Consider the following 13,268-nt stretch of genomic DNA (forward strand, 5'->3'; position numbering starts at 1 on the left):
GAGCACAAAACCATGCCTGTCGACGATATCCGCAGCCAGTTGGGCCTCAGGCCCGTCATCAACGTCTCGGGCACGATGACCTCGCTCGGCGCCTCTATTGTCGTTCCCGCGGCTGTCGAGGCTGTGTCCGGTATTCTCACCGAGTTTGTCGAAATGGCCGATCTGCATCGCAAGGCCAGCGCCGTGACCGCCGAATTGACGGGCGCGGAGGCCGGCTTCATCACCGCCTCCTGTTCCGCGGCAATCAGCCTGGCCGTGGCGGCCAGCATGACCGGCCCGGACCTTGCCGCGATCGAACGGCTGCCGGATACTGCCGGACTGAAAGACGAGGTCGTCATCTAGTCCGGCCACATGGTCAGCTACGGCGCACCGATCGAACAGGCGATTCGCCTCGCCGGCGCCAAGGTCGTGCCGGTCGGTCAGGCGACCAGCGCCTCGGCGTATCAACTCTCAGGCGCCATCACCGAGCGCACTGCTGCAGCAATCTACGTCGTGTCGCACCATGTCGTCGAGTATGGGCAAATCCCGCTGAAGATGTTCGTCGAAGCAGCCCATGCACGCGAGGTCCCGGTCATCGTCGACGCAGCGTCCGAATACGACCTGGCGGGCTTTCTCGCCAGCGGAGCCGATCTGGTGCTGTATTCGGGTCATAAGTTCCTGGGCGGCCCGACATCCGGTATCGTCGCAGGCTCGAAGGCGCGGGTGCGCGACGTCTATCTGCAGAACCGGGGCATCGGGCGCGGTATGAAAGTCGGCAAGGAAGGCATCGTCGGTGCGCTCGCTGCTCTCCAGGCCTGGAAAACGCGTGACCATGACGGTATCCGTGCTCGCGAACGCCGAGCGCTCGACTGCTGGGCGGAGGTGCTCGAGGGGCGGCCCGGCATCACCACCGCCATCGTACCCGACCCGACCAGCAATCCGCTCGATCGCTTGAAGGTGTCGGTTGATGCCGGCGAAGCCCGCATTACGGCCTGGGATCTGGCCGACCGGCTGGCAGCCGGCAATCCGCCGGTGGTGGTCCGCGATCATGAAGTCGAGCACGGCTATTTCTTCCTCGATCCCTGCAACTTGCATCCCGACGAAGAATTCGTTGTGGCGGCACGGCTTGCCGAGGAGCTTGATGGCGCGCGCAAGTCGAATGCGATCATCGCCACACCATGGCACGAACGTCTCATGGCGCGCGAGGCTGCGATCCTCAACTGGCCGGATTGAGGATGGCTGTGGTAAATGCCCCGGCTGTCTTACAGTGCCCGCAAAACCGAGAATGCCATGTCCACGATAGCGCCCGACCTGCACCTGAACCCCGCTGAAGACCCGCGGGAACCCCGCCGCTCGCGCACCAGCGGTATCGACCGTGCGCTGCAGATACTCGACTATCTGCAAAAGCAGGGTCGGCCAGCTACCGCATATGAGATAGCGCACGACATCGGCGCCCCGCTGTCGACGATCTATGTCATCGTCGACGATCTGGTCGAAAAGGAACTGCTGGACCGCAAGGACGGCGGCCTGCTCTGGCTGGGCCCGCGGCTTTATCAGTACGGCTTGACCTACGCTCGCACGTTGGACCTGCTCAACGTGGCAACGCAGGAGATGCACGAACTGGCCCAGAGTTCGAAAGAGACGATCCAGCTATGCGGCCGTGACGGTGACCATATGGTCGTGCTTGCGATGGAAGAGGGCAAAGATCATTTCCAGGTTACATCTCGCGTCGGGACCCGGACGCCACTGAACTGGACAGCGTCGGGCCGGCTGCTCGTCGGCCATTTGCCGGAAGCCGAACGCCGCGCCATTTTCGCCCGATCCGCGATCGCCTCTCCGACCGGACGCGCCGAGACGGACGAGGATGTGCTCGCTCGGGCGGCCGCCGCAGCACTGGAGCAGGGGCTGTCGATCCAGGCTGGAGAATCTGACTTTTCAGTTGCCTGCATTGCGGCTCCCATCCGTGACAACCAAGGAGCCTGCCGTGCCACGATCTCGATCGTCGTCCCGGATGTGAAGCTGAAGCAAAAAAACCCGGATTTGATTACGATGGTCAAGACCAGTGCGCGCCGCATCGAGTCGCGGCTCGGTTGGCGAGCCGACCGGCCATAACGAACGCCCGGCGCGAGTTGGTAAAATCGCGGGATGGTGCGCTTTTGCACATCCCGCTCACCGAACCAGAAATGATCCCATTGGACTGCCGTGACCGGTGTCATCGCGCTGCACTCTGCGGTGCTGGCACGCTGCGAGCAACAACTAGACCAACTTCAAACAGGGCTTGCCAAAGGCATTGCAGCTGGCGATTCAGAAGGCAATGCGTGACTTGATCGAAACCGTTACTGCGTTTCGAGGGCCGGCGAAATTGAGGTCTAAATCGCTGGGCGTCTCACAGCGCTCCTGGACGAGAATGCCTTTCCTAACTGCGTCAAAGGGCTGTGGGAAAGCTGGTCGCGGGAGCGCGCTGCCGCCTTTACCATACTCACCGGAGTACCGGTTCCGGCTTCGCTGCTGCGGCTGAACGAACGGAGCCTATCCCTGACCTTCGCGCGCCGATTGTTTACTAGCTTCCCGCCAACGACAACCCACTGGCGCGCTCGCATAGTAGGGCAAGCAATTCGCTGCGCCGCGCTTCCGGTGTGTCGACGGGCAACACGAAGCAAAGGGTCTTGTTGATGCTGCCGTTGCCGTCGCGGATGGGCGCGGCCATGCACCAGGTGAAGCGGTCGGCCAGAGCGGCGGTCTCGCTGAAACCTTGCTGGCGCGCCAGAGCGACATCGCCGAAGAACTCGGCTGGCGGAATGACGCGGCCGTCGGGAAGCTTGTAGTCGCCAGGCGGAATGAAGCCCCGTATTTCCTGCTCGCTCATATGGCCGAGCAGCAGCCTTCCGGACGCCGTCCACGGGATCGGCACCTCGACTCCGACATCGCTTGAAATCCGAAACGGGCCAGGAGAGTCCCGGCAATCAAGGACGACGTATTTGTTCCCGCGCAGGCCACACAGTTGGACGGTCTCGCCCGTCTCCGCGGCTAGTCTGTCCAGGGTTTCGATAATGCGCCGGTAATGAGCGTTATGATGTGAGTAGGCCCAGCCGAACAGATGCATCGCCTTTCCGAAATAGACGTAGCCTTCCGTTCCGACATTTTCGAGCATTTCGGCTTCAAGCAGACTGTTGACGATTTCATAAGTGGTTGAACGCGGCGCGCCGATCATCTTGGCGATGTCGCCGACGCGCATCGGCGCGCGGTGCCGCAGAAGGGCCTCGAGTAGCATGATGACGCGATCGATCCCGCGACGCCGTTCACCATTGCGCGGCTCGGCGCCGGCTTCCGTTTCAATTAGACCAGAGACGCCGTCGCTCATGTAGGCCGCACCCGCGCAAAAATCATTTCGGCCCTCGTCTCAAGACGCTTGAAAGATGTCAAGGCTCAGTCTAGCATCCCATTTGTCCGATATACAGGCCTATTGTCTGAAATATCGGACAATAACGAGCCAGGCGCAAAAAGTCCCGACGAGAAAACTGGCGGTTTCCGATGCGGCAACCGGCGGGTTTTCTCGTCCCGACCCCGCACGCCCAGGCATAACCTCAGAAGGGAACAATCATGACGAAATCATCGTTTTTCGCATCCGCCAGTGCCCTTTGCCTCGGCCTTCTCCTCAGCCTCGGCGCCGGCTCGCAGGCCAACGCCGCCGCTAAATGCATCAAGGGCGATCGCAAAGCGCCATATACGATCGGCTGGGCCAATATCTATTCAGTGCCGACCTGGATGAAGCAGACACAGGGCACGATCGAAGCCGAAGTCGAGACTTTGAAGAAGCAAGGCTTGGTCGACAAGCTCGTCGTGACCGATGCCCAGGGCGACGCCAACGTCCAGATCCAGCAGATCCAGTCGATGATCGATTCCGATGTCGATGCCATCATCCTGATCGCTGGTTCGTCGACCGCGCCGGCGCGCGTGCTGGCGGACGCCTGCGCCAAAGGCATCGCCATCATCAACTTCGACAGCCTCGTCGACACCGACCAGGTGACCGCCAAGGTCAACACCGATTCCGCCCAGTGGGGCGACCAGGCGGCCAAGTTCCTGATCGACGCCATCGGCGGCAAGGGCAAGATTCTAATCCTCAACGGCCCAGCCGGTGTTTCGGTCAGCGACGACCGGCGCAAAGGCGCCGATGCCGAGCTTAAGGCCCATCCCGATGTGAACGTGCTTGCCGAGACGAACACGCCCTACAATGTCGCGCCCGCCCAGGAAGCCGTCACCAGCCTGCTTTTCGCCAACCCCGAAATCGACGGCATCCTGTCGCTGGGCGGCGCGTTGTCGGCGGGTGCCGTGCTCGCGCTCGACAAGCAGGGCCGCGACCAGGTGCCCATCACCGGCGAGAACGCGCGCCAGTTCCTCGAATTGTGGAAGGAAAAGGGCCTAAAGAGCTGGGCGACGATGCAGCCGAACTGGCTCGGCGCCTTCGCCACCTACACCGCCGTCCAGGCACTGGAGGGCGAGGATGTGCCGGCTTTCGTCAAGATCCCGCTGCCGGTGATCGACAATTCCAACATCGACGAATACCTCGCCCGGGCGAAGGATTTCCCGGCTGACGGTTACATCTATTCGCCGTACGATGAGGATCTGTTCAAGAAGCTGCTGGCCCAGAAATAAGCCTGAAGGGTTGTAGCATTGACAACCACGGCTACGCTTCTCGCCGCGCGGGGGGTGTCGAAGTCCTTCTTCGGCAACCCCGTTCTGCGCAATGTTACCATCGCTCTTCAGCCGGGCCGCGTGCATGCGCTGCTGGGCGAGAACGGCGCAGGTAAGTCGACACTGATCAACCTTTTGTCCGGCGCCTTGCGCCCGGACGGCGGGGCGATCGAGGTCGATGGGCGCCCGGTCTCGCGCATGACCCCCGCTAATGCGCGACAGGCCGGGATCGCCGTTGTCCAGCAGGAACTCAGCCTGACGGCCAGCCTGTCCATTGCCGAAAACATCGGGCTCGGCGCCTATCCTAAGCGGTTCGGCTTAATCGACTACAACGAGCTTGCCGTCCGGGCCAGGGCCGCATGCGATCTTGTCGGGCTTTACGAACCGCTGTCTACGCCGGTGGGGCACCTGTCGCTCGGCCGCCGGCAGATGGTGGAGATCGCCAAGGCGCTTTACCGCCGGCCGCGCGTGCTCATTCTCGACGAACCCACGTCATCGCTATCGGCAACGGAGACAAAAATCCTCACCGACCTGCTGGAGAGGCTTCGGGGCGAGGGCATCGCTATTCTCTACATCTCACACCGACTGAACGAGGTGATGACGCTGTGCCAGCATGTTACCGTGCTCAAGGACGGGATCTGCACGGCGGACTGCTCGCTGGAAGGAACCGATGCCGCCGGGCTGGTACGGCTGATGGTCGGCCGCGACCCCGGCGATCTCTTTCCACGATGGCGGCCTTCGCCATCGCCGGCCGACGCCATCTCGGTTCGTAATTTTTCGGCCGGCCTGATGCGCGACGTTGATCTCGACATCAGGACGGGCGAGGTGTTTGGCATCGGCGGCCTGGTCGGGCAGGGGCAGGAAGATCTGCTGCTTGGCCTCTACGGCGCAATCCCCGCCAGGACGGTATCCGCGACGGTAAACGGTGTTTCGGGTTTGCCCGGCGGCGTGCCGAAAGCCAATGCGCTCGGCCTCGCTTATGTCCCGGCTGACCGCAAGCGCGAAGGCCTGCACCTGATCCATCCCATCATCACCAATATGATGCTGCCCGCCTTCGCAAGGCTGCCGGCGCTGAAGCTGCGCAGCCGGCGGGCCGAGCGCGATATGGCAAGGGGCCTCGCCGCCCAGCTTGCCATCAAGGGCGACCTCGACCGCCCGGCGCTGGCACTCTCAGGTGGCAACCAGCAGAAGGTCGCGCTGGCGAAATGGATGCCACACGATCCGCTTGTGCTTCTCCTCAACGATCCGACGCGGGGCGTCGATGTCGAGACCAAGCGTGAGATCTACATGATGCTTCGCAACCTCGCCGCCGCCGGCAAGGCGATCGTGCTGCTCAGTTCTGACACACCCGAACTGGTGCACCTTTGCGACCGTGTCGCCGTGGTCCGCGAAGGCCGCATCGTGGCCATGCTCGAGCGCGAGGCACTGAGCGAGGAAGCCATCGTTTCCGCCGCAATGGGCGCCGAACAGCAGAAAGTTGCAGAATGAGCACGGTTGCATCCCCAAGCCAAGCCGGCGCGCTCTACTGGCCGGTTCAGTTGCGCCGCAATGTCGGCGTGCGCAGCCTGTTCGCTGTGGTCCTGGCGTTCGTCATTGCCTACGGTTTCCTGTTTCCCGGCCTCTTGACAGCGTCCGGCTTCGCCAAATTCACCCAGAGTTGGTTTCCACTGGCGCTGGTTGCGATGGCTCAGGCGATCCTCATGCTCACCGGCGGCATAAGCCTGGCCATCGGCGCAATGGTCAGCCTGGGCGCGGTGATCGCTGCGACGACGATGACTGGACCGCTAGGCGTAGCCGGCGGCGCCGCCGCGGTGGCGCTGACCGGTCTCGGCATCGGTGCCGCGATCGGGTTCATCGTCGTAAAACTTCGGTTGCCGGCGATCGTGGTGACGCTCGCTGGCTCCTTCATTATCGGCGGTGCTGCGCTGCTCATCCTGCCGAGGCCGGGCGGCGCCATACCCGAGTGGCTGTCGGACCTGCTTGCCGGCAACACGCCGGCGGCATTCGTGCTGCTGGTACTCATCGTGCTTCTGTGGAAACTCTATCTCGCCACGCCGCTTGGTTTGAGCATCTATGCTGCTGGCGAAAATCCCGTCGGCGCCTACCGCTCCAGCGTGCCGGTCGACGGTGCCCGCATCGCCGCCTATGCGATTAGCGGCCTGCTTTGCACAGGCGCCGGTCTGTTCGTCGCCGCGCAAACGGGTTCGGGTGATCCAGTCATCGGCACTGCGTTCACGCTGAATTCCATTGCCGCCGCGGTGCTCGGCGGAGTCGGCTTCCTCGGCGGCCAGGGCACGATGCGCGGCGCGCTTGCCGGCAGCCTGCTGCTCAGCCTGATGATCAGTGTCATGTTCTTCCTCGGCTTCACGCCAGTTGCTCAGTATGTCGCCCAAGGCCTCATTATCATCGGGGCGGTCGCCATCCCGCAATTCCGCAAGGTGCAGCAATGACAGCACGGAAAGAGAGCACGCGCGGCAGGCGGGCGTTGACGATCCTGCGCAGCCGGCCCTTCCTCACGGTCGCTATCGTTGCCGCGGTGTGGATCGCGGCGAGCTTCGCTTCACGTGGCTTCGGCGCTTATGGTCATTTGCGCTATTTGGTCGAGTTGGGCGCGGTGATCGGCCTGGTCGCGGCAGGCCAGACCTTCGTGGTGATTGCCGGCGGCATCGACCTTTCCGTCGCGGCGATTGTCACGGTCAGTGCCGTCAGCCTCCCGCTGCTCTCATTGCAGGCGGATCCGACCGGGCTCACAGCCGTTCTTGCAGTGCTTGCGTTGACGACCGCGATAGGTCTCGTAAACGGGCTGGGCGTGGCGCTGTTGCGCGTTCATCCGATGATCATGACACTGGCGATGGCGACATTCCTGCAAGGTCTGCTGATCATCATCGCCGGCGGCAGTGCCGTGACCGCTGAGAACCCGCTGGTCCGCTGGCTCGGCAATGCGCGGCCGGTCGGTATTCCGGCAGGCGTGCTTTTGTGGGTGGTCATTTCAGTGATCGTTCTGACCACGATGCATGCGACATCCCTTGGCGCCCGGATATTCGCGATGGGCGCCAATCCGCTCGCCGCGGCGCTGTCCGGGGTTCCCGTCGCCTCGACCACGCTCGCGGTCTACGGCATCAGCGGCTTCTGTTCGGGACTTGCCGGTGTGTTGGTCCTCGGCATGAACGGACAAGGCTATGTCGGTATTGGCGATCCTTATCTGCTCGCCTCGATTGCCGCCGTGGTGCTTGGCGGCACCTCGATCCTCGGCGGGCTGGGCACCTATGCCGGCACCATCCCCGGCGCCATCCTGCTGGTTACGATCACGGCGCTGATCACCGTCGTCAACGCATCGCCCGGCTGGCGCAGTATCCTGTTCGGGTCGCTGATCCTAGGGCTGCTGCTTCTCTCAGGCAGGGAGCAGGCCCGCCGATGACATATCGTCCAGCCGATAAATGCGCCGTGCATTGCCGTAGAACAGTGCCGTCTGCTCGTCCGCGGAAAGCTCTCCTGCAATGGCCTTGAAGCTGTCATACACCGCACCGAACGATGCATGCAGGCCGGCGACCGGAAAGTCGCTGCCGAACATCGCGCGCCGCGTACCGAAACAGTCGATGCAATGCATGACAACCGACCTTAGGCTGGCGAGCGTCCAATCATGATCGTAGGCGACCAGATCCGATATCTTGATGGCGACGTTCTCGCGCTCCGACAAAAGCCGCAGCCCTTCGCGCCACACCCGCATCCCGTCCGCATCGCGATCGATCGGGCTGCCGCAGTGGTTGAGAACAAAGAGCTGGTCCGGAAAGGCCGCTGCGAGGCGCGCCGCGCCGGTGAGCTGGCGCGGAAACACCATCAGGTCGAAAACCAGCCGGTGGCGCCCAAGCAGGGACAGGCCGGCACGCCAGGCCTGATCGTCCATGATGCCATCACGGGCAGCAAAACGGCGGGCAGGATCCGGATCCCAGCTCAGTATGTCGCGCACACCGACGACACGGTCGAATGCCGCCTGCGCCTCGACCAGTGCCGGCGCTTGGCGGCTCGCCAGCGGTATGTGAACGACATAACGGGCGGCCACGCCGCGCGACTTGTCGAGCGTTTCAAGCCACCGCGTTTCGCCGACGCAGTCATCCCCGGTCCAGCCGGCTTCGACATGGACGGTTGCGACGACATTGTGCCGGCCGGCGTCGCGCAAATAATCTTCAGGAAGGTAGTTTCGCCGCAACGGGCCAAGCTCCCCCAGACCGCCGCGTTCGCCAGCCGTTGTGGCGAGCCAGGGGTGCCGGCTGAGGCCGAGATCCCAAAGATGATGGTGGGCATCGATGATCGGTCCGCGGTAAGGTGTTGGCACGCATCTCTCTCATGGTGTGGCCGGAATCGGAAATCGATCCGGACTTCATCCTGTGAAGGAAGGACTAGCATCGGATGACCGAAAGCTCACCCGTACTGTCGCTGGCGACCCGAGAAAATTTCCTCCTCGATGACCGTATCCGCGGCGTGCCGCCTGGCACCCTCGGCTTGGACAGCAGCCTTGTCGCATCTGAGCGCTGGCATCCAGCGCATGGGCGTATGTCGTTGCCGGTGTTGACCGTCGACGAGGAGGCCTTCATCGCCAATCGTGACCTGTTCCTGCGCTATGCGCGAGAACGGGGCGCCGTGATCGCCCCGCATGCCAAGACCCCGATGGCGCCTGATCTTGCCCGGTCCCTGATCGAGGCCGGAGCATGGGGCACGACCCTCGCCGACATAAGGCAGGCCACAGTGATGCTCCGAGCCGGACTCTCTCGGCTGATCATCGCCAATGAGGTCGGCGGACCAGGTGGTGCGAACCGGCTTGCGGTTCTTGTCAGCGCCTGGCCAAGCGCCGAGTTCTACGTTTTCGCCGATTCGATCGCCGCCGTGAATGCGCTTGCCGAAGCCTGGCGGGCCAATGCGACGCTGCCGCCATTGCGCGTGCTCGTCGAACTTGGAGCGGGGAGGGCAGGCGCCCGGACCACCGGCGAAGCCGAGGCGATTGCCGACGCGATTGTAGCAGCCGGCGGCCGGCTGCTGATCGCCGGCGTCGCAACCTATGAAGGTGCCGCGGCGCAGCCCGATCCTGGCCGCACGGATGAGGCGATATCCGCCCTGCTGACAATGACAGCCGACATGTTCCTGCGGCTCCGCGCCCGCGTCGGCGGCGACACCCCGCTGATCGTCACGGCAGGCGGCTCGGTATACTTCGACAAAGTGGTCGCAGCGCTTTCGCCTCTCGTTTCCGGGGACGGCAGCGCGACTCTGGTGCTGCGAAGCGGCGCCATCTTCTTCCACGACCATGGCGTCTACGACCGCTCGCTCGGCGCACTCGATGCCCGCGAGGGTTTTGCAGTCGGCGGCTTCAATGCGTCCGCACGAAATTCGTTCCGTCCGGCTTTGCGCCTGTGGGCCGAGGTACTGTCGCGGCCGGAGCCCGGCCTTGCGATCTGCGGCATGGGCATGCGCGACGTGTCGTTCGACCAGGGCTTTCCGATGGTCCTGACCATCTTTCGTGCCGGCAAGCAGCTGCCGATAGCGCGTGGCGAGGTCTTCAAGCTCAACGACCAGCACGCCTTCCTGACAATTGCGTCGGGCGACGACATTGCCGTCGGCGACACCGTTGAATTCGGCATCTCCCATCCCTGCACCTGCCTCGATCGCTATCGCGTGATCTTCGGCGTCGACGCGGCCGGGTATGTCAGCCACGCCTTTCCCACCTATTTCGGCTGACCATCGTCGCGATTTCCAAAAAGAGAACCTCGAAAGGATCCGATATGATCAAGTACTTCCAGTCCGGCTCCCGCATGTCGCAGGCGGTCGTCTATGGCGGCCTCGTGCACATAGCGGGCCAGGTCGCAGACGATCGCAAGGCCGGCATCGAGGGTCAGACGAGCGAGGTACTCTCCAAGGTCGAGGCGCTCCTGGTCGAGGCCGGCAGCAGCAAGTCGAAGCTCGTGGCGGTCAACATCTTCCTGCCGCAGATTGGCGATTTCGACGCCATGAACAGTATCTACGATGCCTGGGTGGATTCCGCCCGTCTGCCGGCGCGTGCCTGCGTCGAGGCGCGTCTCGCTGATCCTGACCTCCGCATTGAGGTCACCGCCGTCGCGGCTGTGTGAACCGTCGCCATGCACACCGGCATCAGCCATTCGCTCGATTTCGATCGGGACGGCAAGACGCTCAGCCATCTGAGCATCCCGTTCTCGATAGACCGTTCGCCATATTTCCAAATCAAGGTCCCGATCTGCCTCATTCGCAACGGTGAGGGTCCGTCGCTGCTTCTTATGGCCGGCAATCACGGCGATGAATATGAAGGCGAGCTGTCCTTGGCGAAGCTGGTCCGCCGGCTCGATCCAGCGCGCGTCAGGGGCCGCGTCACCATCCTGCCGATGGCCAATGTGCCGGCGGTGATGGCCGCCAAACGCTGCTCGCCGCTCGATGGCGGCAATCTCAATCGCGCCTTTCCCGGAGATCCGTCGGGCACGCCGACAAGCCGGCTCGCCAACTTTCTCGAGACAGACCTGTTCCCCCGACACGACATTGTCTTCGACATCCATTCGGGGGGCACTTCGATGGAACATCTGCCGACTGCACTCGTCGAGCACAATGCCGATCCCGAGCGCCACAGGCGCGGGGTGGAGCTGATGCGGGCGCTCTGCATGCCCTATGGGTTCGTGGCCGACAATGGCCAGGCCTCGCCGACCTCCATGGGCGCAGCGCGCCGTGCCGGCGTCATCGGCGTCAGCGGTGAGTTCGGGGGCGGCGGCACCGCCACGGTCGACACGATGGCGATCACCGCTCGCGCGATCGACAATCTGCTGATTGCGCTAGGCCTGGTCGACGGGCCAGTTGTTGGCGCGGAGTCAATGCATTCGATGCCGACGCGACTGCTTTCGCTTTCGCGGCATAGCCAAGGCCTCTACGCCACCCGCCGCGGCTGGTTTGAACCCGCCGTGAGGGTTGGCGACAGCGTGAACGCCGGACAATTGGCTGGCTGGTATCACGATCTCGAAAGGCTCGATCTTGCCGAGGAAGCCTTGCATTTTGCCGAAAACGGCATCGTGCTTTCGCGGCGGCTGCATACAATGTGCGAGGCAGGAGACTGCCTCATGCAAGTCGCCGAACCCGTAGAAACCTAAAGGGAAACCGCACGGCGTCTGCCTGCTGCGTCACTCTGGAGAACTGAGGATATCTTATGCAGCTTTCCATGTGGACCTACCCCTGGGATGTCCAGGATCTGGGTTTCGAGATGGTCGAACGCGATCTGGTCGAACGCGCGGGACTCAACATGATCAGCCTTGCTGCCTCGTATCATGCGGGGCGCTTCCTTCAGCCGCGCAGCCCGCGCCGCAAAGCCTATTTCCCGGAGGACGGCACGATCTACTTCAAGCCAACCGCCGCGCGGTGGGCCGACCTCGCAATTCAGCCCAAGGTGGCGGACGTGATCTCGCAGGGCGGCGACGTGCTTGGCGAGCTCGTTCGCAGACGAGACGCCAATGGGCTGGGTGTTTCGTGCTGGACGGTGTGCCTGCACAACACCCGCGCCGGCATGCTTTATCCGCAGGTGGTCACCCGAAATGCCTTCGGCGATCCCAATTATTACAACCTTTGTCCCTCGCATCCGGATGCGCGCGCCTATGTTCGCGCGCTGGTCGCCGACGTTACGCACACTTACAAGCCGGACAGAATCGAGCTCGAAAGCCCGTCATTCATGAGCTTCGCCCACGAATATCATCACGAGAAGGACGGTGTCGGGCTGACCGCGGAAGATGACTTCCTTCTGTCGCTGTGCTTTTGCCCGTCCTGCCTCGCACGCGCCGCATATGCCGGCATTGATGGCGAGGCGGCGCGCAAACTGGTCAGGGGCTGGATCGTCGAGACCTGTGATCGTGCCGTTCCGGCACCGCGTTTTCCGGACTTTCCGAACGGTAGCTTCGATACCTTCCGGCCCTGGCCAGAATTATACGATTTTCTGCTGTGGCGGTTCGAGCCGGTGACCAGCTTGGTTGCCGAGCTGCGCGACGTTGCCGATCCGGGCACACGTGTCCTCATCATTGACCTGAAGGACGGCTGGTTGGGCGGCTGCGATCTGGCAGCTCTGGGCCAGGCTTGCGACGGCGCGATCCTGTGCGCCTACGATATGCAGGCCAGCGATGTCGCAGATCTCATGGCCACTGGCCATGCCACGCTCGGAGCAGAGAAATTCCTTGGGACCGGTTACCGGCTGTTCCATCCGGAAATGGCAGGCCCCGACATTCTCGCCGCCAAAGTGAAACCGGCGCTGGCGGCGGGCGTCGATGGCATCAATTTCTACAATTACGGCCTTGTCCCTGCCGCACGCCTCGATTGGGTGAGTGCCGCACGAGCTGTGTGAACGATCGATCCACGGCCGATCCAGTAGACCTCATTTTCGCTCGAGCTTTGCGCGTAATGCCGGAGAGGCGCTCGGAGGACTTCCCGCATGGATCCTCGCATCGCTTTGGCCGGCGGCCAGCAGCCTAGATGTTTAGTCCCGGCATTTGCTGGAGCGGATTGAGAGTGAAGCGCTCGGGCTGGGAAGCCCATGCCTTGCAGATGAACTCGTAGGGCGTGAAGCCCTT

11 protein-coding genes and 1 pseudogene are annotated in these 13,268 nt (G+C 63.1%); 10 read left to right on the forward strand and 2 right to left on the reverse strand.

What is annotated here, in order from left to right; genetic code table 11:
• Positions 1-12 precede the first annotated feature (12 nt).
• Positions 13-1,212: pseudogene (locus NKH13_RS29610) on the forward strand (aminotransferase class V-fold PLP-dependent enzyme).
• 57 nt (positions 1,213-1,269) lie between these two features.
• On the forward strand, positions 1,270-2,091 hold the full coding sequence (locus tag NKH13_RS29615; RefSeq protein ID WP_352719039.1) for an IclR family transcriptional regulator: 822 nt from the start codon (positions 1,270-1,272) through the stop codon (positions 2,089-2,091).
• Between the two features lie 448 nt (positions 2,092-2,539).
• On the opposite strand, the gene NKH13_RS29620 is transcribed toward NKH13_RS29615, so the two are convergent.
• On the reverse strand, positions 2,540-3,340 hold the full coding sequence (locus NKH13_RS29620) for an IclR family transcriptional regulator (protein WP_352719038.1): 801 nt from the start codon (positions 3,338-3,340) through the stop codon (positions 2,540-2,542).
• A 239-nt stretch (positions 3,341-3,579) separates the two neighbouring features.
• Here NKH13_RS29620 and NKH13_RS29625 point away from each other — a divergent pair, with 239 nt between their 5' ends.
• From NKH13_RS29625 to NKH13_RS29640, 4 genes are read left to right on the forward strand one after another with little or no spacing between them, the layout of a single operon-like run.
• Positions 3,580-4,632, forward strand: coding sequence for an ABC transporter substrate-binding protein (locus NKH13_RS29625; protein WP_352719037.1), 1,053 nt, complete (start codon positions 3,580-3,582; stop codon positions 4,630-4,632).
• 18 nt (positions 4,633-4,650) lie between these two features.
• On the forward strand, positions 4,651-6,159 hold the full coding sequence (locus tag NKH13_RS29630; RefSeq protein WP_352719036.1) for a sugar ABC transporter ATP-binding protein: 1,509 nt from the start codon (positions 4,651-4,653) through the stop codon (positions 6,157-6,159).
• Positions 6,156-7,121 carry an ABC transporter permease gene (locus tag NKH13_RS29635; protein WP_352719035.1) on the forward strand — a complete coding sequence of 322 codons (966 nt, stop codon included), beginning with the start codon at positions 6,156-6,158 and terminating at the stop codon, positions 7,119-7,121. Before NKH13_RS29630 ends, NKH13_RS29635 begins: the two co-directional genes overlap by 4 nt.
• On the forward strand, positions 7,118-8,089 hold the full coding sequence (locus tag NKH13_RS29640; RefSeq protein WP_352719034.1) for an ABC transporter permease: 972 nt from the start codon (positions 7,118-7,120) through the stop codon (positions 8,087-8,089). Before NKH13_RS29635 ends, NKH13_RS29640 begins: the two co-directional genes overlap by 4 nt.
• Here NKH13_RS29640 and NKH13_RS29645 read toward each other — a convergent pair.
• Positions 8,063-9,004: an amidohydrolase family protein gene (locus NKH13_RS29645; protein WP_352916287.1), complete on the reverse strand. Its 942-nt coding sequence runs from the start codon at positions 9,002-9,004 to the stop codon at positions 8,063-8,065. The two genes, NKH13_RS29640 and NKH13_RS29645, sit on opposite strands and share 27 nt — an antisense overlap.
• Before the next feature lie 74 nt (positions 9,005-9,078).
• On the opposite strand from NKH13_RS29645, the gene NKH13_RS29650 reads away from it, so the two are divergent.
• The 4 genes from NKH13_RS29650 to NKH13_RS29665 are packed head-to-tail and all read left to right on the forward strand — an operon-like array spanning position 9,079 to position 13,042.
• Positions 9,079-10,398 carry an alanine racemase gene (locus NKH13_RS29650; RefSeq protein ID WP_352916290.1) on the forward strand — a complete coding sequence of 440 codons (1,320 nt, stop codon included), beginning with the start codon at positions 9,079-9,081 and terminating at the stop codon, positions 10,396-10,398.
• Positions 10,399-10,442: 44 nt separating this feature from the next.
• Positions 10,443-10,787, forward strand: a complete 345-nt coding sequence (locus NKH13_RS29655) for a RidA family protein (RefSeq protein ID WP_352862774.1) — start codon at positions 10,443-10,445, stop codon at positions 10,785-10,787.
• A 9-nt stretch (positions 10,788-10,796) separates the two neighbouring features.
• Positions 10,797-11,807, forward strand: coding sequence for a succinylglutamate desuccinylase/aspartoacylase family protein (locus tag NKH13_RS29660; RefSeq protein WP_352916293.1), 1,011 nt, complete (start codon positions 10,797-10,799; stop codon positions 11,805-11,807).
• A 56-nt stretch (positions 11,808-11,863) separates the two neighbouring features.
• Complete coding sequence (locus NKH13_RS29665; protein ID WP_352916296.1) at positions 11,864-13,042, forward strand: hypothetical protein; 1,179 nt, start codon at positions 11,864-11,866, stop codon at positions 13,040-13,042.
• Positions 13,043-13,268: the final 226 nt, after the last annotated feature.

The sequence above is a fragment of the Mesorhizobium sp. M1348 genome, assembly GCF_040317925.1.
Classification (GTDB): Bacteria; Pseudomonadota; Alphaproteobacteria; order Rhizobiales; family Rhizobiaceae; genus Mesorhizobium.